We start from the raw sequence: 22,452 nt of genomic DNA on the forward strand, positions 1-22,452 counted from the left end.
CGCACGGCACGTCCCGCACGACCCCGTAGGAGGAGATCCATGGCCGTCGAGGTACCCACCCCCACAGGCCCGGCCCGACCGGACCTGAAGATCCTCGAGACCCGGATCTACCGCGGCCCCAACGTCTGGTCCTACCAGCAGGCCGTCCACCTCGTCGTCGACCTCGGCAGCCTCGAGGAGTACCCCACGGTCTCGCTGCCCGGCTTCACCGACCAGCTCGTCGAGCTCGTCCCCGGGCTCGAGCGCCACACCTGCTCGCTCGGCCGACGCGGCGGGTTCATCGAGCGGCTGCGCGAGGGCACGTGGCTCGGCCACGTCGCCGAGCACGTCGCGCTTCAGCTGCAGACCCTCGCCGGCCACGACTCCCGCCGGGGCAAGACCCGTGCGGTCAAGGGCAAGCCGGGCCAGTACAACGTCGTCTACAGCTACACCGACGAGACCGTCGGGGTCGCCGCAGGCAAGCTCGCGGTGCGCCTCATCAACCACCTCGTCCAGCCCGAGGACGGCTTCGACTTCGAGACGGAGTTCAACGCCTTCCTGCGCCAGGCCGAGCGGGTCGCCTTCGGTCCCTCGACGGCCGCCATCCTCGAGGAGGCGGCCTCGCGCGACATCCCGTACATCCGCCTCAACTCCGCCTCGCTCGTCCAGCTCGGCCAGGGCGTGCACGCCCAGCGCATCCGGGCCACGATGACCTCCAAGACGGGCGCGCTCGCCGTCGACATCGCGAGCGACAAGGACCTCACGACCAAGCTCCTCGGGTCCGCCGGCCTGCCCGTGCCCAAGCAGGAGGCCGTTCGCACCCTGCGGGGAGCCGTCGAGGCAGCGCGCCGCATCGGCTTCCCGGTCGTCGTCAAGCCGCTCGACGGCAACCACGGCCGCGGCGTGTGCCTCAACCTGATGAGCGACGAGGACGTCGAGAAGGCGTACGACATCGCCAAGGCCGAGTCGCGTCGCGGCACGATCATCGTGGAGTCCTTCGTCACCGGTCGCGACTACCGCTGCCTCATCGTCGGCGGACGGATGCAGGCGATCGCCGAGCGCGTCCCCGCGCACGTCATCGGCGACGGCACCCACACGGTCGCCGAGCTCGTCGAGATCACCAACGCCGACCCGCGTCGTGGCGTCGGGCACGAGAAGGTGCTGACGAAGATCAAGGTCGACGCCAACGCGCTCGAGATCCTCGCGGGCCAGGGCCACACGACCGAGTCGGTGCCGGACGAGGGCGAGATGGTCAAGCTGGCCCTGACCGGCAACATGTCGACCGGTGGCATCTCGATCGACCGCACCTTCGACGCCCACCCGGACAACGTCGAGATCGCCGAGGAGGCGGCCCGCATGGTCGGGCTCGACGTCGCCGGCATCGACTTCATCTGCCCGGACATCACCTATCCCGTGCGTGAGACGGGTGGCGCGATCTGCGAGGTCAACGCGGCTCCCGGCTTCCGCATGCACACGCACCCCACCGTCGGCGAGCCGCAGTTCATCGCCAAGCCGGTCGTCGACCTGCTCTTCCCACCGGGCGCGCAGTCACGCGTGCCGATCGTCGCCGTCACCGGCACGAACGGCAAGACGACGACGTCGCGCATGATCGCCCACATCTTCAAGGGTCTCGGACGCAAGGTCGGGATGACCTCGACCGACGGCGTCGTCATCGACGAGCGGCTCGTCATCAAGGCCGATGCCTCGGGTCCGCGCTCGGCCCGGATGGTGCTCCAGAATCCCCGCGTCGACTTCGCCGTCATGGAGGTCGCCCGGGGCGGCATCCTCCGCGAGGGCCTCGGCTACGACCGCAACGACATCGCGGTCGTCACCAACGTCGCCCCGGACCACTTGGGACTCAAGGGGATCGACACCCTGCGCCAGCTCGCCGACGTCAAGGCCGTCATCGTGGAGGCCGTGCCGCGCGACGGCTTCGCGGTGCTCAACGCCGACGACCCGAACGTGCGCAACATGCGCCGACGCTGCTCGGGCGGCATCGTCTGGTTCTCGATGGCCGAGCCCGGCAGCGAGACGCGTGAGTTCGTCGACGACCACTGCCGCCGCGGCGGCCGTGCCGTCGTGCTCGAGCCGAGCGAGCGTGGCGAGATGATCGTCATCAAGCACGGCCGGCGCAGCATGCAGCTCGCCTGGACCCACCTGCTCCCGTCGACGTTCGGTGGCGCGGCACGCTTCAACGTCGCCAACTCGCTCGCCGCCGCGGGCGCCGCCTTCGCCGCAGGAGCCCCGCTCCACGACATCCGACAGGGCCTGCGGACCTTCGCGACGACGTACTACCTCTCCCCCGGTCGCCTCAACCTCGTCCAGGTCAACAACGCCGACGTGTTCGTCGACTACTGCCACAACGCGGCCGGCATGAAGGAGCTCGGCGCCTTCGTCGACCGCTACGCCGACCAGAAGCAGCGCCAGGCCGACCTCGGCAAGACCTCGCGCATCGGCATGATCGGCGCCGCGGGCGACCGACGCGACGACGACATGCGCGAGCTCGGAGCGGTTGCGGCCCAGCACTTCGACGTCATCGTCATCCGCGAGGACGAGCGCCTGCGCGGCCGCAAGCCCGGCGAGACGGCCGAGCTCGTGGCCGAGGGCGCCCGTGCCGCGATGAAGGAGGGCGCCCGCTGCCGTCAGGTCGAGATCGTCCTCGACGAGCTCGACGCCACTCGGCACGTGCTCGCCCGCACCAACCCGGGCGACCTCGTCGTCATGTGCGTCGACCAGCACGCGCTCGTCGTCGCCGAGCTCGAGGAGCGCACCAAGCACGCCCAGGCGGGTGCCCGCATCGGCACGGCCGCGTCGGCCACGAGCGACCCCGACCTCGACCCGAGCACTCTCACCGAGACCGCCGAGGCCGAGGGCGACGAGGCCGAGGAGGAGGCGCTCGGCGCCGTCCCGTCGGAGTCGCAGCCCGACCAGACCGACGACACCGCCATCTGACGCGGGTCGAGGCCCGCACGCGATACGGCTGGGAAGTGAGCCACGGCGCACTTCCCAGCCGCGTGGGCGTTCGAGGAGCGACACGAGTGCGCCATGGCGCGGTTGCCGACCTGGCCCAGGGCCGGAACCGGGCACAACTGCGCCGTGGCGCGGTTGCCGATGGTGCCCGGGCGCATATCCGGCAGAAGTTCGCCCTGGCGCGTCTGCAGCCGTGCTCCTGACTAGTCGGTGACGGGGGCCAGCTCGTCCGCGTACGCCCGCAGGGCCCGGCGGTAGGCCTGGGTGTCGACGTCGGTCGTCGCCTCGAGCGTCGCGCGGATGAGGTCGGCGAGGGCCTGCCGCTCCTGGCCGAGATCGGCCTGCACGAGCGCTTTGAGCATGAGCGCCGCCGTGTTGTGCGGTCGTGCCTCGAGGACGTCGGCAACGAGGCCCTGCGCCTCGGCGGTCCGGCCCACGACGCGCAGGCTGGAGGCGAGCTGGAGCTGCGCCCGGTGCCGGTGCGGCTCGCGCAGGCCACCGGCCAGCGCCTCCTCGTAGAGACCGATGGCGCCCTGCTCGTCGCCCATCGCGTCCTTGACGCCGGCGAGCTCGAAGACGAGGCGCGGGTCGCCCGGGTGGCCGTCGACGAGCTCCTGGGCGGCCGCGAGCCGCCCCGACTCGCCGTCGCCCTCCCACAGGGCCGCGATCTCCGCCTCGAGCTCGTGCTCGCCCCGCGCGGCGACGACCTTGCGGCGGATCGCGCGGGCGTCGTCGACCTTGCCGCCGTGCTCGCGGATCCAGCCGTTGACCTCGGTGCGCTCGGCGTGGCACATGAGCGCGATGACGTCGCCGTCGAGCGCGTGCGGCACGAGCGCCTCGAAGGACTCGAGCTCGGTGTCGTAGCCGGGCACGTCCAGGACGCCGACCTTGGCCAGGCCGTCGCGGAAGAGACCGAGCAGATCCTCGGGCTCGCGCCCGCGCAGGTAGTGGAGCGCGACCTTGAGGACGACCTCCTCGGCGCCGCGGCCGGCGATCTCGCCCATCGCGACGATCGCCTCGTCGGCGCGGTCGCCCGCGCAGCCGAGGCCGAGGCGCACGGCTCCGCCCGGCGCGGCGAGCCCACGGGCGACGTCGAGCAGGGCCTCGAGGCCGGCCTCGTTGTGGGCCATGTCCATGATGACCGTCGCCTTGCCGCCGCTCGGCAGCGGCAGCGAGTACGTGTTGAGCCGGCCCCAGTTGTGCTCGGGGTCCGGCGCGAAGGTCCGCAGGCCCTCGACGACCGCCGAGCGCGGGACACCGAGCCCCAGCGCGGCCGCGGCACCGGCGAGCGCGTTGGCGATGTTGTTGCGGGACAGTCCGCTCAGCGTCATGGGGACGTCGACGATCTTGACGAGGCGGTCCGGGTCACCGTTGGGCGACAGGACGACGATCTCGCCGTCGAGGACGGTGATGCCGCGGCCACCGGAGTTGATCGACTCCCAGAGCGCGGGCGACGCGGGGTCCAGGCTGAAGGCCCACGGCTTGGCCTTGATGCCGAAGCGCATGGCCCACACGCGGGGGTCGTCGCCGTTGAGCACGACCCAGCCCTGTGGCTTCGTGACGGTCGTGACGATGGCCTTGACCTCGGCCAGCTGGTCGAGGGTGTCGATGCCCTGCAGGCCGAGGTGGTCGGCGCTGACGTTGGTGACGACGCTGACGTCGTTGGCGGTGACCCCCATGCCCTTGAGGAGCATGCCGCCACGGGCGGTCTCGAGGATCCCGATCTCGAGGCCGGGCGTCTCGAGCACCCCCCGCGCACCCGCCGGGCCGGAGAAGTCGCCCTCCTCCTTCGTCTCGCCCATGACGACGACGCCGTCGGTCGAGCTCCAGGCGGTCTTGAGACCGGCGCTCATGCACATGTGCGCCATGAGGCGGGTCGTCGTCGTCTTGCCGTTGGTGCCGGTGACGGACGCGACCGGCACCGTCGGCGTCAGCACGCTGGGGCCCGGACCGTCGGGCGCGGCCAGGATGACGGCCGCGGCCGCCTCGATGACCTCGTCGGCGCTCCGGGAGCGGTCGAGCAGGCCAGCCATGACGGCACCGAACTGCTCCCCCGCGACGCGGCCGCGGGTGCGATGCACCCACGGGAAGGCGAGCACGACGTCCTCGACGGTCTGACCCGCCCGCACGCGTACGCCCAGGCGTCCGGCGCCGATCTCGGTGCCGACGCGACGCGTCACGGTGCGGATCACCCGCATGACGAACCGCTGGCGCAGAGCCGTGCCCCGCTTGCCCGGGCGGGCCGAGCGCATGCCCAGTCGGCGGGCCAGGGCCTCGGCGTCGGTGCGCTTGAGCTCGAGGAAGCCGGGCACGTGCAGGATGACCTTGATCGCGGGGCGGGCGAAGTAGAGGTTGGGCCCGTCGAGCACCCTGACCTCGTCGACCCGCACCTGTTCGGCAGGCACCGACGCGGCCTCGGGGTCGGTCGTCGTCAGGGGGCTGGACTCGGTCCCGGCGTGAGGCATGGGCAGGACTCTAGCGAGAGGATCAGTGGACCTGCGCCCTCATTGCCCCATCGCGTGGACGCCGCCGTCGACGTGGACGATCTCACCGGTCGTGGCAGGGAACCAGTCGGAGAGCAGCGCCGCACAGGCCCTCGCCGCGGGCTCCGGGTCGTTGACGTCCCAGCCGAGCGGTGCGCGGTCGTCCCAGACCTTCTCGAACTGCTCGAAGCCCGGGATGGACTTGGCCGCCGTCGTGCGGATCGGCCCGGCAGCGACGAGGTTGCAGCGCACGGCCTTGGGGCCGAGGTCGCGGGCGAGGTAGCGGTTCGTCGACTCGAAGGCGGCCTTGGCGACGCCCATCCAGTCGTAGACCGGCCACGCAAACTTCGCGTCGAAGGTGAGCCCGACGACGCTGCCGCCCTCGGACATGAGCGGCAGGGTCGCGACCGCGAGCGACTTGAGGCTGTACGCCGAGATCTGGAGGGCCGTCGAGACGTCCTCCCACGTGCCCTCGAGGAAGTTGAAGGCGCCCTGCGGCGCGAAGCCGATCGAGTGCAGCACTCCGTCGAGGCCGTCCACGTGCTCGCGCAAGCGGTCGGCGAGGGTGTCCAGGTGCTCCTGGTCGGCGACGTCGAGCTCGATGACGACGGGCGTCTCGGGCAGCCGCTTGGCGATGGTCTGGGTGATCTTCATCGTCCGGCCGAACGAGGTGAGGATGACCGTCGCACCCTCCTGCTGGGCGATCTTCGCGACGTGGAACGCGATCGAGCTGTCCATGAGGACACCGGTGATGAGGAGCTTCTTGCCTTCGAGGATTCCCATGCCTGCGACTTTCTCGTGTGGGTGGGCACGCTTGCTGCACAACGCTCGTGACGGCATACCAACGTATGCCGTGGGGTGGGCTCAGTGCCCCATGCCGAGGCCGCCGTCGACGGGGATCACCGCGCCGGTGATGTAGCCGGCGTCGTCGCTCGCGACGAAGCGCACGACCGACGCGACCTCCTCCGGGGTGGCGAAGCGACCGGCCGGGATGTTGGCGAGGTAGGCCTTCTTCTGCTCGTCGGGCAGGACGGCCGTCATCTCGGTGTCGATGAAGCCGGGCGCGACGACGTTGGCGGTGATGCCGCGGCCACCGAGCTCGCGCGAGATCGAGCGGGCGAGCCCGACGAGGCCGGCCTTGGACGCGGCGTAGTTCGTCTGGCCGGGCGACCCGTAGAGGCCGACGACGCTGCTGATGAGGACGATGCGGCCTCGGCGCTTGCGGATCATGCCGGTGGCCGCGCGACGCGCGCACCGGAAGGCGCCCGCGAGGTTCGTGTCGATGACGGAGTCGAACTCGTCGTCGCTCATCCGCATGAGCAGGGTGTCGCGGGTGATGCCGGCGTTCGCGACGAGGACCTCGACGGGGCCACCGAAGATCTCCTCGGCGGCCGTGAAGGCCGCGTCGACGGAGGCCGAGTCGGTGACCTCGCAGATGACGCCCTGCAGGCCCTCGGGCGGCTCACCGGAGCGGTGGGTGATGACGACGTTGTCGCCCGCGTCGGCGAAAGCCCTGGCGATCGCCAGGCCGATGCCGCGGTTGCCTCCGGTCACGAGCACGTTGCGCGCCTCGGTCGTTGACACTGTGCGTTCCTCCGTCCGTCCGGCCTCTGCCGGGTCGCTGCCTTGCCCCGAAACCTAACGGACTACCGAACGGTAGACAGCACGGTGCCGCGGGCGTGGGACGGGCTTATGGTTGAAGGGTGCCAAGAGCCAAGAACGAACCGGTCGTCTACTCCGTCACCTCGGCGTCGACCTCCACGACGGACGACCAGGACCAGCGCGTCCGCCGCTACCTCACGATGATGGGCATCCGCATCGTGTGCTTCGGCCTGGTCTTCGTCACCTCGGGCTGGCTGCGCTGGACCGCCATCCTGGCCGCGGTCTTCATCCCCTACGTCGCCGTCGTGCTCGCGAATGCCGTGAGCCCGCGCCAGCCGGGCAGCATCCAGTCGGTCGTGCCCCGCGACGACACGCAGCGCCTCGAGCAGTGAGCGGTCCGCTCTCCCTGTCGCCCACGGGCGACGCTGACGTCGAGCACGTCTGCAGCGCCAAGGGCTGCCGTGCGACGGGCGTTCACGCGGTCATCTGGAACAACCCGAAGCTGCACGCCGCGAACCGACGCAAGGTGTGGCTGGCCTGCGACGACCACGAGAAGTCGCTCGCTGACTTCGTGGCGCTGCGGGGCTTCCTCATCGAGGTCGTCCCCGTCGAGGCCCTCACCGACGCCGACGGCTGAGTGCCGCGTCCTCCCTGGAGCGGGTCAGTGCGGGGGGGTCCAGGCTGCCCTGCAGGACCAAGCGTCCCGCCGGTCCCGGTCTCCGAGGCGTTCCAAGCCTCCGTCGCGGGCGTCGCCGTCCACCACGCGGGCGCGCGTCGAGGCAGGGCAACACACGAACCGTCTATCCGGCCTCCGTGATCCCCCGATGGTAAGTTGCGCCGAAACGCTGCCCGACCGAGGAGCTCGCACATGTCGGATCGACTGCTGGACGTCTTCTCCAAGGGGCTGAACCTCCCCGTGTCTCAGCTCAGCGACGAGACGAGTCCGTCCAACACGCCCACGTGGGACTCTCTCGCCGCGATGGAGATGGTCGTCCTTCTCGAGGACGCCTTTGACGTCCGGCTCAAGACCTCCGAGATCATGAAGATGCGCTCCATCGGCCTCGCGCGGAACGTCTTGCGCAGCAAGGGCGTCGAGGACATCTGAGTCACCGGCGACGGGCGAGCCCACCATGATCGGCATCATCGCGAGCTTCACCCCGCACCTGCTGGTCGCGCCGCTGCTCGCCGCCGCACCAGCAGGGTCCGAGGTGTGCCTGGCCGACTTCAACCAGGTGCACCAGTCGCTCCTCGACGTCGAGTCCAGCTTCGAGCAGCCGCCCGACCAGCTCGTCGTGTGCTGGCGCATCGAGGACGTCTTCGGACCGGCGCTCGTCGACTGGGTCGTGCGCGAGTCCGACCCCGTGGGGCTGCGTGAGGACGTCCGCCAGCTGGGACTGCTCGTCGGGCAGGCGGCCGCCACACACGGCATACCGGTCGTGGCGTGCACACCGCCGACGCCGACGTTCGTGTGGCTGGACCCGCTGGACGCCCGGAGCAGCGTGCGGCTCGCCGTCCTGCACGGCCAGCTCGTCCAGGCGTTCGTGGAGGGCATCGGCCAGGCGCCTGTCACCCTCGTCGACCTCGCCGCCCTGCTTCAGCTGCACGGGACCGAGCGCGCCTACGACTCCCGCAACGACCTGATGTACCACCAGCCGCTCACGCGCCCGTTCGCGCAGGCGCTCGGCACTCTCCTCGGCGAGGCCCTGGGCTCGCTCGGTCGCCCGACCCCGAAGGTGCTGGCCGTCGACGCCGACAACACGCTGTGGCTGGGCATCGTCGGCGAGGACGGACCCGACGGCGTCGTCATCGGCGACAGCTTCCCGGGCAGCGGCTACCGCGCGTTCCAGCAAGGCCTGGTCTACCAGGCCGCCCACGGCGCGCTCATCGCCCTGGTCAGCAAGAACAACGCCGCGGACATCGAGGAGATCTTCGCCCGCCGTGGCGGCGACATGGTTCTCAGCTCGGAGCACCTCGCGGCACAGCGGGTTGACTGGAACAGCAAGGCCGACAACCTCAGCGCCATCGCCGACGAGCTAGGCCTCGGCGTCGACAGTTTCGTCTTCATCGACGACAACGACGTCGAGCTCGACGAGGTACGCCAGCGCTTGCCGCATGTCGACCTCGTCAAGGTCAGCGACGAGCCGGAGGAGGTGGCCGAGATCACCCGACGACTCACCGCTTTCCGCTTCGCACGCGTCTCCGGCGAGGACCGCGTTCGCACCCAGATGATGAAGGGCGAGAGCGATCGGCGTGCCGCGGCCGCGGGCGCGCCGTCGCACGCCGACTTCCTCGCCTCTCTCGGGATCAGCGTCCACGTCTTCGAGCCGGGGCCCGCGCACGTCGGTCGCGTCACCCAGCTCATCAACAAGACGAACCAGTTCAACCTCACGACCGTGCGCCGCGACGAAGCCGCGGTAGCCGCGCTCGTGACCTCGCAGGCCCACCGGGTGTATGCCGCCGAAGTGACCGACCGTTTCGGCGGCTACGGCCTCGTCGCCGTCGCCGTGGTTGATTGCGGCATCGACGTCTGGGAGATCGAGACGCTGCTCATGAGTTGTCGCGTCCTGCGTCGGGGCGTGGAGGACGCCATCCTCCAGTGCATCGGCGACGACGCGGTGACGGCGGGGGCGTCGAAGCTGCGCGGGTCCTACCGTCCGACCCCAAAGAACGGCCAGGTCGCCGCCTTCTACCCCGACCGCGGCTTCACGGCTACGGGCGAGGGCCTCTACGACGTATCGCTGCCGTTGTCAGTGGCGCCCGAGCACGTTGTGGTGTTGCGAGATGCTTGACGGGGATCCCTTCGCCTACTTCTCGGACCTGCTGGTCCTCATGGTGGTGGCGGTCCCGCTCTACTTCCTGCTGCCGTGGGCATGGGCACGCCGTCTCCTGCTCGGCCTGGCGGGCGCCTACCTCCTCTACCTCATCGCGCCGCGGCTGCTCGCCTTCTACGTCCTCTTCTGGCTCGGCGTCTACGTCCTGCAGCTCGCCGCGACCCGATGGCGCGACCGCCCGTCGAGCTGGGTCCTCACGACCACGCTCGTCCTGCTGACCCTGGCCCCGCTCGTCGTGTGGAAGTTGCGCCCCGAATGGGCGGTGGTCGAGTTCAACGTCGGTATGAACGGGCTCGTCGACGGGCTCAGCCCATGGGTCGGAGCCGTCGATCGGGTCCGCGACCTCATCCTGCCCATCGGGCTCAGCTTCGCCACGTTCCGGGCCATCGACCAGATCGTCAAGGTGCGCCTCGAGATCGTGCCGCCACTGCGGCCGCTCCACCAGCTCGCGTACGGCTTCTTCCCCACCGTGCTCATCATCGGTCCCGTCATCGAGTACACCGAGATCGACCGGCGCCTCGACGAGCGGGCCCGGTGGGACCCGAACGACACCCTGAGCGGGATCCTCACCATCGGCATCGGCGCGCTCAAGGTCTTCGTCCTCGCCTACCTCCTGCGCGGTAGCCAGGACGTCTTCTCCCTCTCCACGCGCAGCGGCTCGCCACTCGACTACTGGCTCGAGCTCGTGATGTTCGCCTTCTACTTCTACTTCAACTTCTCCGGCTTCTCCGACATGGCCATCGGGTCGGCCCGCATCTTCGGCTTCCGGCTCGCCCCCAACTTCAACAACCCCTACCTCAAGACGAACCCCCAGGCGTTCTGGAATGCCTGGCACATGAGCGTGACGAGGTTCGCCCAACGCAACGTCTTCGTGCCGCTCGGGGGAATGCGCGCGCGGACCCAGTACGTCGCCATCGTCGCGACGATGATGGTCATCGCCCTGTGGCACGACCTCACCATCCCCCTCGTCATCTTCGGCCTCTACCACTCCGCGGGGCTCATCGGTCATCGTTGGTGGGTGGCCCGCCACCCAGTACCCGACCATCGCGGCCTGGCACGCCGGGCGGGTGCCAACGTCCTGCTCTTCGTCTTCTACCTGCTCAGCCTGCCCCTGCTCATGGTCGAGCTCGGGTCTCTGGGCGACTTCTACGGGAGGTTGCTGTGATCCTCGCCGACCGTCTGCTCGCGTTCCTGCACGACCGGGTCGGCTTCGACGTGACCCGCTGGTCGATCGTGCGCATCGCGGCGTTCGCCGTCGCCGCCCTCGTCGTCGCCGGCATCGTCGTCGAGCCCCGCCCCGGACAGCGGGACGACCAGGCTCTCGCGACCCGGCAGGTGCGCAACGTGTCCCTGGCGTTCGGTGACCCCCGCGGCTTCGATCCGACGCCGAAGGGCAAGAACTTCAAGGTGGCCTGGATCGGCGGTTCGGAGACCCAGGCGGTCGGGCCCAAGACCCGCGCCTTCATTCCGGGACTGGTCAGCGAACGCATGGGGCGCGTCGACGGCAAGGTCGTCTCGACCGACCTCTACTACCTCGACGCGATCAGGCTCGTCGATGAGGTCAGCGCGCTGTCGTCGGCTCTCGCGAGCAAGCCCGACCTCGTGGTCATCAGCCTCAACCCCGTCTGGGTGCTCAACGATCTCGCACCGCAGCAGTGGGACTACCTCGACGGCGCACTCGCCCGGGGCAGCCTCTGGCCCCCGTCGCGATGGGTTCTCGCAGCGTCCTTCCTCAGCCCCGGTGACGTCGGGTGGCGCGTGCTGTCCGCCGCCAGCCCGCCATTGGTCGGCGACCGCTTCGAGTGGGGCCTCGACCTGACGGAGCAGACCTCCACGCTCTCGTTCCTCGACGTCGTCCAGACACCGAAGTCACGCGCCACCGGGCTCGCCGCACTCGCGGAACGCCGGCCCGTGGACTTCTGGGCCTCGCGCTTCGCCTCCAGCCGACCGACGAAGGATCTCGCGAGCATCCAGCTCAACACCATCGAGCGCGAAGTGGTGTCACGGTCGTCACTGAACACCGCCGCCCTCCAGCAGATGTTCGAGATGGTGCGCACGGCCGGCGTCCCGACGTACTTCTACGTCCACGGCATCAACCCGACGGTCTACGCACAGCCCGACGCCCGTGGCTACGTCGATCAGCTCCGTGCCCAGCTCGCCGCGGCGACGGCCGGGCAGACCACGAGCCGCGTGCGCTTCGACCCGCAGGGACTCCAGGACCGGGTGCCGCCGACGAAGTACCGCGACATCGTCCACGTCTATGACGGCCGCAACGAGGCTGCCGTCCTCAGCACCGACCTGTGCGCGCTGCTGCGCTCCACGGGCCGGCAGGCAGACTGTGAGGCACCATGAGCGACACCCCGACCCCCGAGGCGCCGGACACTGACCTGGTGGACGACGGTGGCTCCGAGACCGCCGTACCCACCGGGGGTAGCGGCCGCGCTACTCGGCTCGCGAGCCGACTGGCCGTCGAGCTGGCGATCGGACTCGGCATCGCCGCCGTGCTCGTCGTCGTGGCGTGGGCCTCGAGCAACGCGATCCGCTTCGTCTACGGCGGCTACTGATGGAGCGCGACGTCTCACAGGGCCTCGACCCGACGCCGCGACTGCACCACGTCGGCTATGTCGTCGCCGCGATGAAGGGTGCGATCAGACGCTTCGAGGAGGCCGGGGGCCGGCTCGTCGTCGGCCCGACGGACGACCCGACCCTCGGCGTCATCTGCGCACTGATCCGGCTTCCCGAGGGGGTCGACATCGAGCTCGTGTCCCCGCTCGAGGGCGCGGACTCGCCGGTCACCTCACGGCTCCAGCGCGGTGGGGGTCTCGACCACCTGTGCTTCTGGGTCGAGGACCTCGACGCCTCACTCGCCCGCGAGCTCGACAGCGACGCGCTGCTGCTCGTCCCGCCGACGTATGCCGTGACGTTCGATGCCACCATCGCCTTCGTCCAGCGCCGGACCGGTCTCGTCGTCGAGCTCATGGGCGCCAAGCGGTGACGGTCAGGCGCCCGCCTTGGCCAGGACGTACGCCACGTTGATCGGCAGCTGCTCGTCGCGGGACTGATCGAGGGTCTTGCCCTCGTAGGGCAGCCGCAGCGGCTCGACGATCGAGAGCCCGCAGTCGGAGATCATCGACTCGAGCTCGTCCGTCGTGCGCCACAGGTAGATGTGGTCGACCGCCGGCGCGTTGACGCACGTCGTGACGAAGACGAACGCTCCCGGTTTCGCAAGGTCCGCGATCCGCCGGAGGAACACCTCGGGCTGCTCGACGTGCTCGAGCACCTCACCCATGACGACTGCGTCGAAGGACGACGGCGCGAGGTCGTCGGCGGTGAGGAAGTCGCGCAGCTCGACGCGCACCGGGGCGTCGGGGTGGAAGTGTTCGACGATCGTCCGGGTCTGCTCGACGCTCGCGGGCGACAGGTCGACACCCAGGAAGTCGTCGAAGGACCCGGTCTCGATGGCGGCCATGAGCAGGAACCCGTGGCCCGGACCCACCTCCAGGTAGCGGCCGCCACGGTCGCGGGGCAGCGACCGCCGCAGGAAGCGCGACATCTCGACGTGGTTGGGCCAGAGGAACGTGGTGATGGCCAGGCCGTACATGTAGCGGTCCATGTAGTCACGGTCGTGGTAGACCGACTCGGCCACGTCGGCGAACGTCGAGTGTCGGTAGTGCCCGTGCCGGCGGAAGTACTCCTGCTCGTCGAGGGTGTCCCCGAGGATCGTCAGGTAGCTCTCGGCGAGGTACTCGAGCGACAAACCCTTGGACAGGCAGAAGCGAAGGTAGCTGCCGAGGCGGTCGCGCTCGTCCTCGGTGGCTCCCTCGACCGCCTGCTCGAGGAAGCCCCGGTGGACGGGGAACTGGTCGATGACGCTGTCGACGAGTTTGCTGACCAACTGTTGTGAGTCACTCATGGACGGTCACGCTAGCGTCGTCCGGCTCGAAATCGGGGCCGACGCGACCGCTCCACGTGCCACGCCCGTACGGGGACCGGAGCAGGTCCCGTCAGCCGCCGATGGCGGACATGGGTCGGTCGGGCTGGACGAAGTCCGGGTCGCCGATCCCGTGGCCGCGGCGCTTGCGCCACATCTCCCCCCGGATCAGGCCGAGCAGCTCGTCGTCGGTCGCGCCCTCACGCAGGGGCCCACGCAGGTCGGTCTCGGTGGTGGAGAAGAGGCAGTTGCGCACCTGTCCGTCGGCGGTGAGCCGCGTCCGGTCGCAGGCCGCGCAGAACGGCGCACTGACGCTGGCGATGATCCCGACGGTCTCGGGGCCGCCGTCGACGAGGAACCGCTCGGCGGGGGCACTCCCCCGGTCGGCGGCCGGCAGGGGCGTCAGCTCCCAGCGCTGCGACAGGCGCTCGCGGATCTCGTCGGCGGAGATCATCTGCGTGCGGTCCCAGGCGTGCTGGGCGTCGAGCGGCATCTGCTCGATGAAGCGCAGCTCGTAGCCGCGCTCGAGGCACCACGCGAGCACGTCGGCGACCGACTCGTCGTTGATGCCGCGCATCGCGACCGCGTTGACCTTGACCGGCGTCAGGCCGGCGTCCGACGCGGCCTTGAGGCCCGCCTCGACGTCGGCGAGGCGGTCGCGACGGGTCAGCTGCGTGAAGGTCTCCGAGTCGATGGTGTCGAGGCTGACGTTGACCCGGTCGAGGCCGGCCTCCTTGAGCCCGATGGCGACGCGCTCGAGGCCGACGCCGTTCGTCGTCATCGCGATCTTGGGACGCGGCTCGAGGGCCGCGATGCCGGCGACGAGCTCGACGAGCGATCGGCGCAGGAGCGGCTCGCCACCGGTGAGGCGGACCTGCGTGATGCCGTCGCGCACGAAGACGCCGATGACCCGCAGCATCTCCTCGTCCGTCAGCATCTCGGTCTTGGGCATCCACGGCAGGCCCTCGGCGGGCATGCAGTAGGTGCAGCGCAGGTTGCAGCGGTCGGTGACCGACACGCGCAGGTCGCGGGCCCGGCGCCCGAACTGGTCGGCCAGCCCTGCCGGTCGGACGCTCGGGTCGGGAAGGCGGGTCATGTGCTCCACTCTAGGCCGGGTAGCGCTGCGACCCGGTCTGCTGGTGATGCCGATGTTGCCCCACGCCTCTGAACTGCGGTGATGTGACGTCTGGCTTGTTGGTCAGGACGACGGGGCCGGACCTCCTGCGGACTCGTCGCGGACTGCACGGTGCGTCAGCCCGAGACCAACGGCGCCGCTGCCGTCATGGCCCAGCGTCCCTGAGTCCTGGTGGAGCTCTGCTACGGCGACGGGGGCATGAGCGAGGCGATGTTTCCATAGGCGCGCATCGCGTCGATCCGATCCGCCGACAGGTCGTAGGCGACGCAGAAGGGAATGCGTTCCCCGCCGTCGGTGCCGGCGCACGTTCCTTCGAGGTAGGCGACGCCCTGGGCGGACACCAGTCGACGTGTGCTCAGATCCGGCATGTGAGCGTGCAACCCGTTGATGGCCTCTTCCACGCACTCAGCACCGCGGACTACCGCGCCGCTCTGAATCGTGGTCCACGTGACGTCGTCGGTGAAGAACTGCTGGAAGCGGCCCGTACCGAGGGCTGTGAAGTAGGCGGACATCGTCTGGCTCGTGTCGTCGGTCGACATCCGGGCTCCCTGCTTCGGGAAATGATGGAAGGGCCCACTCAGTGTGCTCCGGCTACTGCTGCTCCGCCACAGTCCGCTGCGCCCGAAGCCATCTGGGGGTGCCTGACCACGTACCGATCGTCGCGCGTGCGATCGCGACGGACGAGAGGCGGCGATGTGCTCGTGTCACGTCGGTCGTCCGCTGAACAGCACCGGCTGGTGCTACGGCTGCCAGTCCGCACGTGGCGCGCTGTGGTCCCCGCCTGTCAGCCGAGGGACGGAGTGTGTCGGGTTGATCTGCGCAGCCTCCAGCGACGTGTCAAAACCGAGCAGCGCCTCCGCAGCGGCCGGGGACGCAGCGGCCGTTCGCGCCGCGGCTTCGAGCACGGAAGCACCATACGTGGTGGTGTCCGCACGATGCTTGCCCGCGGGCTCGGGCGCGCGTCCAGGTGCTCCGCCCGGCCGTCGGAGAACTCGCAGCGGGTACACCGGGTCGTCGTCCTGCGCGCGGGCGGCGGCGCGCGCCAGCTCTTCCGGGTCAGGGCTCGTCGGCCTGTGCTCTTCGGGCACGTCACGACACAGGCGCCGGTACACCGCTTCACGCGTGGCGGCGGGGAGTTGAGCGAACACCTCGGCGTGGACGAGCTCGAACACCTGCGGCGTCGAGACTCGGAGCAAGTACTTGTACCTGGCCATGTCCAGGGCCACCTCGGCCTCTGATCCGCTGTCGTCGGACTGGTGCGGAATCAAGCGCCGCAGCCTGCCTTGAAGGTTCATGACCGCTCCTTCAGCTCGTCGTGCCAGCCTACCCGCGCGCCTCTGACGACGGGCCTCGATCCACGGCGCGGCATCGGTGAGCTGCGCGTCCGAGCTCGGTCTCGGCCGGGTCGAGGTCATCCGCCGACCTCTCTGACTAGGAGCGGGCGCTCAGACGTGAACACGCCGAGAACTCATCGAAAGGAAAGTATTGAAAGACGCCTTTCGAAAGAGTAGTTTCATCACATGCCACCGACCCGCCGCCGCGTCACCGATGCCGACGCCCTGAAAGCGCTCGCCCACCCCCTTCGGATGGCTCTGCTGGGCGCCCTGGTCACCGAGGGGCCGCTCACTGCCAGCCAGGCGGCGGCGCTGCTCTCGGAGTCGCCGTCCAACTGCTCCTGGCACCTGCGCAAGCTCGCCGAGCACGGCTTCGTCCGCGAGGCCCGCGGCGGCACCGGCCGCAACCGGCCCTGGCAGGCGGTCAGCGACGGGCTCGAGTGGGGCGACGACGTGGAGGGCGTGACGGACCCCGACCCCACGGACCGGATGGCCGCGGACGCCCTCACCGACATGGTCCTCGAGCGGGAGCTGCAGCGCTTCCGGGCGGCCCGCGCGGCCCGAGACAGCGAGCCGGCGCCCTGGCGCGAGGCCACCGGGCTGGTGCAGTCCCAGCTCTGGCTGACGGCCGAGGAGGCGCAGGGGCTCAAGCGGGAGCTCAGCGACCTGCTGCAGCGGCACCTCGAGCGGTCCGGCCATCCCGAGCACCGACCCGACGACGCCCGGTTGGTGTCCCTGGTCGGCTGGCTGGTGCCGAGCGGCCCGCACCGTCTCCGGCCGGTCCCGGCCGACGGCGCCACGCCGCCCGAACCGTCCCGCACCACCGCACACACCCACTCGAGTGAGGAGACCACGCGATGATCCGGACCACCTTCCGCACACCTGGGTTCGGCCGGCTCTTCGCCGGTCTGACCGCCAGCATGTTCGGCGACTCGCTGATGCTGATCGTGCTGAGCATGTGGGTGAAGACCCTCACCGGCTCGAACGGAGCAGCCGGGCTGACCTTCCTGTGGATGACGGCCCCCGCCTTGCTGGCACCGCTGTTCGGGTACATCGTGGACCGGGTCGCCCGGCGCACGTTCCTGGTGGTCGCCAACGTCGCGTCGGCCGCGATGATGCTGCCGCTGCTCCTGGTGCACGACGCCGGCGACGTGTGGATCGTGTACGCCGTCGCCTTCTGCTACGGCACCTCCTTCGTCGTGGTGCCCGCCGCACTCAACGGCCTGCTCAAGGAGATGCTCGCCGAGGACGTGCTGGTGGAGGCGAACGCCTCGCTGAGCGTGACCCGCGAGGCGCTGCGTCTGGTCGGTCCGCTGCTGGGAGCCGCCACCTTCGCGTTCGTCGGGGGCGGGGCGGTGGCGATGGTCGACGCGGCCACCTTCCTGTGCGCGGCCGTGGCCATCGCCGGGCTCCGGGCGGGCGACCGGCCCGAGCCGGCAGGACAGCCGCAGCACTGGCGCGCGGAGGTCGTCGAGGGGGCGACCTTCATCCGCCGGACCCCGGTGCTCCTGCACACGACGCTCGCGCTGGCCCTGGCGCTGCTGGTGATCGGGTTCGCCGAGTCCGCGGTGTACGCCGTCGTGGAGGCCTTCGACAAGCCGGTCACCTTCGTGGGCCCGCTGCTCACCGTGCAAGGGGCCGGCGCGGTCGCCGCCGGACTCGTGGCCAGCAGGATCGTCCGACGGTTCGGCGAGCCGGCCACCGTGATCGTCGGTCTGCTGGTCACCTCCCTGGGCCTCGCCGGGGTCGTGGCGGCGCACCAGACCTGGGAGCTCCTGGTGACCGTCGCGGTCCTCGGTGCCGGTCTCCCGCTGGTCATCGTCGCGTTCAACACCTTGCTCCAGAAGCGCACCCCGGGCCGGCTGATGGGGCGGGTGAGCACGTCGGTGGAGGTGCTGACCACCACCCCACAGGCCCTCTCGATCGCGACGGGTGCCGTGCTCGTGACGCTGCTGGACTACCGCACCATCTTCGCGCTGATGACCCTTGGCACGTTCGTCGCCGCCGGGTACCTCGCCCTCACGTTGCGGGGCCGGCTGACCACGACTGCGGGTTCCGAGGCGCCCACGGACCCGGACGTCGTTGCGGGCACGGTCCTGGCGAACCCGCCCACCGTCACCGCGCCGCTGCCGGACCAGGAGGTCGTCGACGAGATCAGCCGGGCGATCGGCCGGCATCCAGAACCCTCGCGCTGAGCGCCAGACTCCGGCGACCGGACGCGTGACACCGTCGACGTGCCCGTTGGCCCTCCTGGCGACACTCTGCGGACCGGGGAGGCGGCCACGTGACGTCACCGCAGGGCAGCGACGGGCCGGTACTCGGGTCCGCCCCTGGGCCGGGTACCGTCGATCCGTGCTTCGACTCTGGCTGACGCGGCGCTGGCTGCTCTGGACCCTCGTCGCGGTCCTCTTCGGGGTCGCCTGCTTCTACCTCGGCCTGTGGCAGTGGCACCGCCATGTCGAGCAGCGGACCAAGGTCGATGCCATCGCCCGCAACTATGGCGCCGCACCGGTCCCCTTCGCTCCTCCCATGGTCGACACGCCGATCCCGGCGGAGCAGCAGTGGACCCGGGTCATGCTGACGGGCACGTATGCCACCGGCCCCGACCTGCTCGTCCGCAACCGGACGCTCGACGCAACAGTGGGTTTCGAGGTGCTGACGCCGATGCACACGGGCGACCTGACGCTCCTCGTCGACCGGGGCTGGGTGCCCAACGCGGATGACGCCGAGACCAGTCCCCCCGTCGACCCGCCGCCCTCCGGCCCGGTGCAGATCACCGGGTGGCTGCGCACCGGCGAAGTGAGCCTCGGCCGCGACCTGCCTCGGCCCCAGATGGCGAGCATCAACATCGCCGACGCGCGGACGCAGGTGCCGTCGCTGAGCCCGGTGGACGCGTACGTCGTCCTCGGCGCGCAGGTGCCGACCCCAGCCGCGGGCGAGCACCCGCTGCGTCTGCTGCCTCGCCCCGAGGAGGACCTGGGTCCCCACCAGGCGTATGCCTACCAGTGGTGGCTCTTCATGCCCGGCGGGGTCGTCTTCATCTTCTTCGCCATCCGGCGGGAGGCTGCGACCCGGCGCGCCGAGTCGGCCGGACCCGACGCGGCTCCGGTCAAGCCGAGGAAGGTGCGCATCTGGGACGAGGAAGACGCCTGAGGACGAGCCCTCCCCCGCGCGGACCCCTCCCGGATGAGAAGGTCGACGTCCGAGCACGCCGTCACACCTGCAGAGGAGCCACGCATGGACATGCGCCTGGAACTCGTCCCCCTCCCGACCACCGACGTCGAGGCGAGCCTGGCGTTCTACGCCGAGGGCATGGGCTTCGTCCTCGACCACGACGTCGAGCCGGGCAACGGCATGCGCGTCGTGCAGCTGACGCCGCCGGGGTCGAGCTGCTCGATCGTCATCGGCGTCGGGATGAGCGCGCCTGACGCGCCGCGCGTGCAGAACCTGCACCTCGTCGTGGATGACATCGACGAGGCGCGGGAGATGCTGACCGGCAACGGGGTCGACGTCTCAGAGGTCCAGGACATGGGGGGCGTCAAGTACGCACACCTCAGCGACCCGGACGGCAACACGTGGGCGCTCCAGCAGCTCTCGCGATGAGCGGCCCCGCGGCACGACGATGACCACGGGCGACTCCGCGCCCGACCACCTCCGGCTGCTCGCCCGCCCGACCGTCGCCGAGCGGCGGGCCCAGCTGCCCGGCGACCTCCTCGGGCCTGCCGACGTCGTCATGGACCGGGCCTTCACCGTGTCGGGCCCGCCCGAGCGGGTCTGGCCGTGGCTTCTCCAGCTCGGCAAGCGGCGCGCCGGCTGGTACCTCCCGCGGACCGTCGAGCGAGCCGTCCCGCGGTCGCGCCGGGCTCTCCGTCACCTCGACCCAGCCCTCCAGACGCTCGCGGTCGGCGACGTCATCCCCGACTGGGGCGGTGCCGACGCGACCTTCACGGTCGTCGAGCTCGAACCGGCCTCACACCTGCTCTTCGCCTCCACCCGAGGCCGCACCGACCTGACGTGGTGCCTCCGGCTGCAGCGGACCGACGGCGACCGGACGCGGGTCCACCTGCGGCTCCGACTCGGCCCGGTGCGTCACCGGCGGCTGGCCCGAAGCCTCGGCGGCCTCGTGGACCTCGTCACCGTGGCCGGTCTCGCCGTCGGACTCGAGGAGCGGCTGGCGCGCGACCGCGCCTGAGCCGACGGCAGTGCTCAGACGTGGTCGAGCGCGTCGCGCTCCAGCGCCGTGAGCTCACGCTCGGCTCGCCCGGGCCGCTCGACGGTCTGGTCGTCGAACTGCGTCGCGTGGAGGTCGGCGTACAGGCCACCCGCCGCGAGCAGCTCGGAGTGCCGGCCGGTCTCGACGACGCGGCCGTGATCGAGCACGACGATGAGGTCGGCCTGGCGGATCGTCGACAGCCGGTGGGCGATGACGATCGAGGTGCGCCCCTCGAGGGCCGCGTCGAGCGCCCGCTGCACCGCGACCTCCGACTCGGAGTCGAGGTGGGCCGTCGCCTCGTCGAGCACGACGACGTCGGGCGCCTTGAGCAGCAGGCGCGCGATGGCGAGCCGCTGCTTCTCGCCGCCGCTGAGCCGGTGGCCGCGGTCGCCGACGACGGTGTCGAGACCCTCCGGGAGCTCCGCGACGAGGTCGCTGATCTGGGCGGCCCGGAGGGCCGCGTGGATCTCGTCGTCGGTGGCGTCGGGCCGGGCGTAGAGCAGGTTGGCCCGGATCGTGTCGTGGAAGAGGTGGGCCTCCTGGGTCACGACCCCGACGCGGTCGCGCAGCGAGGTCATCGTGACGTCGCGCAGGTCGACGCCACCGATGCGCACGACGCCCTCGCTCGGGTCGTAGAGCCGGGACACGAGCGACGTCAGGGTCGTCTTGCCGGCACCCGAGGGTCCGACGAGCGCGACGAGGTGGCCGGAGGGAGCCGAGACGGTGACGTCGTGGAGCACGACGCCGCTGCCGCGGCGGTCACCCGAGGCCACGGACTCGAGGGAGGCGAGCGACACCTCGTCGGCGGACGGGTAGCGGAACGCGACGTGGTCGAGCTCGACCCCGAGGGGTCCGCTGGGCAGGTCGACGGCACCGGGCCGCTCCTTGACGAGCGGCTCGAGGTCGAGCACCTCGAAGACGCGCTCGAAGGAGATGAGTGCCGTCATGATGTCGACCCGGACGTTGGACAGCGACGTGAGCGGGCCGTAGAGGCGGGCGAGCAGCGCGGCCAGGGCCAGCAGCGTGCCGACGGAGAGCGTGCCGTTGACGGCCATGACGCCGCCGAAGCCGTAGATCATCGCGGTCGCCAGCGCCGCGACGAGGGTGAGGGCGGCCATGAAGATCGTGCGGTTGAGCGCGATCTGGATGCCGATGTCGCGGACCCGGCCGGCGCGCTCGGCGTACTCGGCCCCCTCACGGGCGGGATTGCCGAAGAGCTTGACGAGCAGGGCACCGGCGACGTTGAAGCGCTCGGTCATCCGCGTGCCCATGTCGGCGTTGAGCGTCATCTGGCGGTGCGCAAGGCTCGCGAGCCGCTGGCCCATGAGCTTGGCCGGGATGAGGAAGAGCGGCACGAGCAGCAGCGAGCCCAGCGTCAGCTGCCACGACAGGGCGAGCATCGCCGCGATGACGAGCGCCACCGACACGATGTTGGAGACGACGTTGGACAGCACGGACGTGAACGCCTGCTGCGCGCCGACGACGTCGTTGTTGAGGCGGGAGACCAGTGAGCCTGTCTGCGCGCGGGTGAAGAAGGCGATCGGCTGGCGCAGCACGTGTGCGAAGACCTGGGTGCGGAGGTCGTTGATCAGACCCTCACCGATGCGCGAGGAGTACCACCGCGAGATGACCGTCAGCACGGCGTCCGCGATGGCGATCACCGCGACGATGAGGGAGAGCCGGACGACGACGGACGAGTCCTTGGGGATGACTCCGTCGTCGACGAGGCTCTTGATCAGGAGCGGCACCGTGACCACGAGCACCGAGTCGACGACGACGACCGCGAGGAAGGCGATGATCGCCCGACGGTACGGCGCGGCATACGTCAGGACGCGGCGGCGGGTGCCCGGCGACAGGCTCCGCTCGGCCACCGACGAGTCGCGCGACATCGATCGCATCGCCATCCACGGCTGCATGCCCACGGCACAGACCTCCTTCAGTCCCTTGATCCAACCCCGAGGGACCGACAGCGAT

Annotated in this window: 22 protein-coding genes; 14 read left to right on the forward strand and 8 right to left on the reverse strand. The window is 70.5% G+C overall.

What is annotated here, in order from left to right; translation table 11 throughout:
- The first annotated feature begins 39 nt into the window (after positions 1–39).
- The gene (gene cphA / locus AB4Z14_RS01090) at positions 40–2,931 is read left to right on the forward strand and encodes a cyanophycin synthetase (RefSeq protein WP_442273542.1); all 2,892 of its coding nucleotides are present in this window, start codon (positions 40–42) and stop codon (positions 2,929–2,931) included.
- Between the two features lie 221 nt (positions 2,932–3,152).
- Here cphA and AB4Z14_RS01095 read toward each other — a convergent pair whose 3' ends face one another.
- The 3 genes from AB4Z14_RS01095 to AB4Z14_RS01105 all read right to left on the reverse strand — a co-directional run bounded on the left by AB4Z14_RS01095 (position 3,153) and on the right by AB4Z14_RS01105 (position 7,016).
- Complete coding sequence (locus AB4Z14_RS01095) at positions 3,153–5,414, reverse strand: tetratricopeptide repeat protein (RefSeq protein WP_442273543.1); 2,262 nt, start codon at positions 5,412–5,414, stop codon at positions 3,153–3,155.
- Positions 5,415–5,453: 39 nt separating this feature from the next.
- On the reverse strand, positions 5,454–6,215 hold the full coding sequence (gene fabI / locus AB4Z14_RS01100; RefSeq protein WP_442273544.1) for an enoyl-ACP reductase FabI: 762 nt from the start codon (positions 6,213–6,215) through the stop codon (positions 5,454–5,456).
- Positions 6,216–6,296: 81 nt separating this feature from the next.
- Positions 6,297–7,016 carry a beta-ketoacyl-ACP reductase gene (locus AB4Z14_RS01105; RefSeq protein ID WP_020144159.1) on the reverse strand — a complete coding sequence of 240 codons (720 nt, stop codon included), beginning with the start codon at positions 7,014–7,016 and terminating at the stop codon, positions 6,297–6,299.
- Between the two features lie 119 nt (positions 7,017–7,135).
- Between AB4Z14_RS01105 and AB4Z14_RS01110 the strand changes: the two genes are divergently transcribed.
- The 8 genes from AB4Z14_RS01110 (at position 7,136) to AB4Z14_RS01145 (ending at position 12,860) form a co-directional block, all read left to right on the forward strand.
- Positions 7,136–7,426, forward strand: a complete 291-nt coding sequence (locus AB4Z14_RS01110) for a DUF3099 domain-containing protein (protein WP_056757006.1) — start codon at positions 7,136–7,138, stop codon at positions 7,424–7,426.
- On the forward strand, positions 7,423–7,671 hold the full coding sequence (locus AB4Z14_RS01115; RefSeq protein WP_442273545.1) for a hypothetical protein: 249 nt from the start codon (positions 7,423–7,425) through the stop codon (positions 7,669–7,671). The genes AB4Z14_RS01110 and AB4Z14_RS01115 overlap by 4 nt, the downstream gene beginning before the upstream one ends.
- 231 nt (positions 7,672–7,902) lie before the next feature.
- Positions 7,903–8,139, forward strand: a complete 237-nt coding sequence (locus AB4Z14_RS01120; protein WP_442273546.1) for an acyl carrier protein — start codon at positions 7,903–7,905, stop codon at positions 8,137–8,139.
- Positions 8,140–8,164: 25 nt separating this feature from the next.
- Positions 8,165–9,823, forward strand: a complete 1,659-nt coding sequence (locus AB4Z14_RS01125; RefSeq protein ID WP_442273547.1) for an HAD-IIIC family phosphatase — start codon at positions 8,165–8,167, stop codon at positions 9,821–9,823.
- Positions 9,816–11,030 carry an MBOAT family O-acyltransferase gene (locus AB4Z14_RS01130; protein WP_442273548.1) on the forward strand — a complete coding sequence of 405 codons (1,215 nt, stop codon included), beginning with the start codon at positions 9,816–9,818 and terminating at the stop codon, positions 11,028–11,030. The genes AB4Z14_RS01125 and AB4Z14_RS01130 overlap by 8 nt, the downstream gene beginning before the upstream one ends.
- Positions 11,027–12,217, forward strand: coding sequence for a hypothetical protein (locus tag AB4Z14_RS01135; RefSeq protein ID WP_442273549.1), 1,191 nt, complete (start codon positions 11,027–11,029; stop codon positions 12,215–12,217). The genes AB4Z14_RS01130 and AB4Z14_RS01135 overlap by 4 nt, the downstream gene beginning before the upstream one ends.
- The gene (locus AB4Z14_RS01140; protein ID WP_442273550.1) at positions 12,214–12,429 is read left to right on the forward strand and encodes a hypothetical protein; all 216 of its coding nucleotides are present in this window, start codon (positions 12,214–12,216) and stop codon (positions 12,427–12,429) included. The genes AB4Z14_RS01135 and AB4Z14_RS01140 overlap by 4 nt, the downstream gene beginning before the upstream one ends.
- Positions 12,429–12,860: a VOC family protein gene (locus AB4Z14_RS01145; RefSeq protein WP_442273551.1), complete on the forward strand. Its 432-nt coding sequence runs from the start codon at positions 12,429–12,431 to the stop codon at positions 12,858–12,860. The genes AB4Z14_RS01140 and AB4Z14_RS01145 overlap by 1 nt, the downstream gene beginning before the upstream one ends.
- A 3-nt stretch (positions 12,861–12,863) precedes the next feature.
- Here the strand turns inward: AB4Z14_RS01145 and AB4Z14_RS01150 are convergent, their stop codons facing one another.
- The 4 genes from AB4Z14_RS01150 to AB4Z14_RS01165 all read right to left on the reverse strand — a co-directional run bounded on the left by AB4Z14_RS01150 (position 12,864) and on the right by AB4Z14_RS01165 (position 16,226).
- Positions 12,864–13,778 (reverse strand): class I SAM-dependent methyltransferase, encoded by a 915-nt coding sequence (locus AB4Z14_RS01150; RefSeq protein ID WP_442273552.1) that lies wholly within the window; start codon positions 13,776–13,778, stop codon positions 12,864–12,866.
- A 91-nt stretch (positions 13,779–13,869) separates the two neighbouring features.
- On the reverse strand, positions 13,870–14,892 hold the full coding sequence (gene moaA, locus AB4Z14_RS01155) for a GTP 3',8-cyclase MoaA (protein WP_056827012.1): 1,023 nt from the start codon (positions 14,890–14,892) through the stop codon (positions 13,870–13,872).
- A gap of 221 nt (positions 14,893–15,113) precedes the next feature.
- Positions 15,114–15,470 carry a nuclear transport factor 2 family protein gene (locus tag AB4Z14_RS01160; RefSeq protein WP_442273553.1) on the reverse strand — a complete coding sequence of 119 codons (357 nt, stop codon included), beginning with the start codon at positions 15,468–15,470 and terminating at the stop codon, positions 15,114–15,116.
- 201 nt (positions 15,471–15,671) lie between these two features.
- Complete coding sequence (locus AB4Z14_RS01165; RefSeq protein ID WP_442273554.1) at positions 15,672–16,226, reverse strand: hypothetical protein; 555 nt, start codon at positions 16,224–16,226, stop codon at positions 15,672–15,674.
- Between the two features lie 225 nt (positions 16,227–16,451).
- On the opposite strand from AB4Z14_RS01165, the gene AB4Z14_RS01170 reads away from it, so the two are divergent.
- The 5 genes from AB4Z14_RS01170 to AB4Z14_RS01190 all read left to right on the forward strand — a co-directional run bounded on the left by AB4Z14_RS01170 (position 16,452) and on the right by AB4Z14_RS01190 (position 20,457).
- A complete protein-coding gene (locus AB4Z14_RS01170) occupies positions 16,452–17,126 on the forward strand; it encodes a winged helix-turn-helix domain-containing protein (RefSeq protein ID WP_442273555.1) in 675 nt (224 codons plus the stop codon).
- Positions 17,123–18,460, forward strand: coding sequence for an MFS transporter (locus tag AB4Z14_RS01175; protein ID WP_442273556.1), 1,338 nt, complete (start codon positions 17,123–17,125; stop codon positions 18,458–18,460). Before AB4Z14_RS01170 ends, AB4Z14_RS01175 begins: the two co-directional genes overlap by 4 nt.
- A 157-nt stretch (positions 18,461–18,617) precedes the next feature.
- Positions 18,618–19,418 carry an SURF1 family cytochrome oxidase biogenesis protein gene (locus AB4Z14_RS01180; protein ID WP_442273557.1) on the forward strand — a complete coding sequence of 267 codons (801 nt, stop codon included), beginning with the start codon at positions 18,618–18,620 and terminating at the stop codon, positions 19,416–19,418.
- Positions 19,419–19,502: 84 nt separating this feature from the next.
- Complete coding sequence (locus AB4Z14_RS01185; protein WP_442273558.1) at positions 19,503–19,868, forward strand: VOC family protein; 366 nt, start codon at positions 19,503–19,505, stop codon at positions 19,866–19,868.
- 19 nt (positions 19,869–19,887) lie between these two features.
- On the forward strand, positions 19,888–20,457 hold the full coding sequence (locus AB4Z14_RS01190) for a hypothetical protein (protein WP_442273559.1): 570 nt from the start codon (positions 19,888–19,890) through the stop codon (positions 20,455–20,457).
- 14 nt (positions 20,458–20,471) lie between these two features.
- On the opposite strand, the gene AB4Z14_RS01195 is transcribed toward AB4Z14_RS01190, so the two are convergent.
- Positions 20,472–22,394 carry an ABC transporter ATP-binding protein gene (locus AB4Z14_RS01195; RefSeq protein WP_442273736.1) on the reverse strand — a complete coding sequence of 641 codons (1,923 nt, stop codon included), beginning with the start codon at positions 22,392–22,394 and terminating at the stop codon, positions 20,472–20,474.
- Positions 22,395–22,452 lie beyond the last annotated feature (58 nt).

Source organism: Terrabacter sp. 2TAF16 (assembly GCF_052115065.1).
Taxonomy (GTDB): domain Bacteria; phylum Actinomycetota; class Actinomycetes; order Actinomycetales; family Dermatophilaceae; genus Terrabacter.

Excerpts from the sequence above, each read along its gene's own strand:
- cphA (WP_442273542.1), top strand. The coding sequence starts at position 40 with ATGGCCGTCGAGGTACCCACCCCCACAGGCCCGGCCCGACCGGACCTG.
- AB4Z14_RS01095 (WP_442273543.1), bottom strand. The coding sequence starts at position 5,414 with ATGCCTCACGCCGGGACCGAGTCCAGCCCCCTGACGACGACCGACCCC.
- fabI (WP_442273544.1), bottom strand. The coding sequence starts at position 6,215 with ATGGGAATCCTCGAAGGCAAGAAGCTCCTCATCACCGGTGTCCTCATG.
- AB4Z14_RS01120 (WP_442273546.1), top strand. The coding sequence starts at position 7,903 with ATGTCGGATCGACTGCTGGACGTCTTCTCCAAGGGGCTGAACCTCCCC.
- AB4Z14_RS01125 (WP_442273547.1), top strand. The coding sequence starts at position 8,165 with ATGATCGGCATCATCGCGAGCTTCACCCCGCACCTGCTGGTCGCGCCG.
- AB4Z14_RS01130 (WP_442273548.1), top strand. The coding sequence starts at position 9,816 with ATGCTTGACGGGGATCCCTTCGCCTACTTCTCGGACCTGCTGGTCCTC.
- AB4Z14_RS01140 (WP_442273550.1), top strand. The coding sequence starts at position 12,214 with ATGAGCGACACCCCGACCCCCGAGGCGCCGGACACTGACCTGGTGGAC.
- AB4Z14_RS01145 (WP_442273551.1), top strand. The coding sequence starts at position 12,429 with ATGGAGCGCGACGTCTCACAGGGCCTCGACCCGACGCCGCGACTGCAC.
- AB4Z14_RS01150 (WP_442273552.1), bottom strand. The coding sequence starts at position 13,778 with ATGAGTGACTCACAACAGTTGGTCAGCAAACTCGTCGACAGCGTCATC.
- moaA (WP_056827012.1), bottom strand. The coding sequence starts at position 14,892 with ATGACCCGCCTTCCCGACCCGAGCGTCCGACCGGCAGGGCTGGCCGAC.
- AB4Z14_RS01160 (WP_442273553.1), bottom strand. The coding sequence starts at position 15,470 with ATGTCGACCGACGACACGAGCCAGACGATGTCCGCCTACTTCACAGCC.
- AB4Z14_RS01165 (WP_442273554.1), bottom strand. The coding sequence starts at position 16,226 with ATGAACCTTCAAGGCAGGCTGCGGCGCTTGATTCCGCACCAGTCCGAC.
- AB4Z14_RS01170 (WP_442273555.1), top strand. The coding sequence starts at position 16,452 with ATGCCACCGACCCGCCGCCGCGTCACCGATGCCGACGCCCTGAAAGCG.
- AB4Z14_RS01175 (WP_442273556.1), top strand. The coding sequence starts at position 17,123 with ATGATCCGGACCACCTTCCGCACACCTGGGTTCGGCCGGCTCTTCGCC.
- AB4Z14_RS01185 (WP_442273558.1), top strand. The coding sequence starts at position 19,503 with ATGGACATGCGCCTGGAACTCGTCCCCCTCCCGACCACCGACGTCGAG.
- AB4Z14_RS01190 (WP_442273559.1), top strand. The coding sequence starts at position 19,888 with ATGACCACGGGCGACTCCGCGCCCGACCACCTCCGGCTGCTCGCCCGC.
- AB4Z14_RS01195 (WP_442273736.1), bottom strand. The coding sequence starts at position 22,394 with ATGCAGCCGTGGATGGCGATGCGATCGATGTCGCGCGACTCGTCGGTG.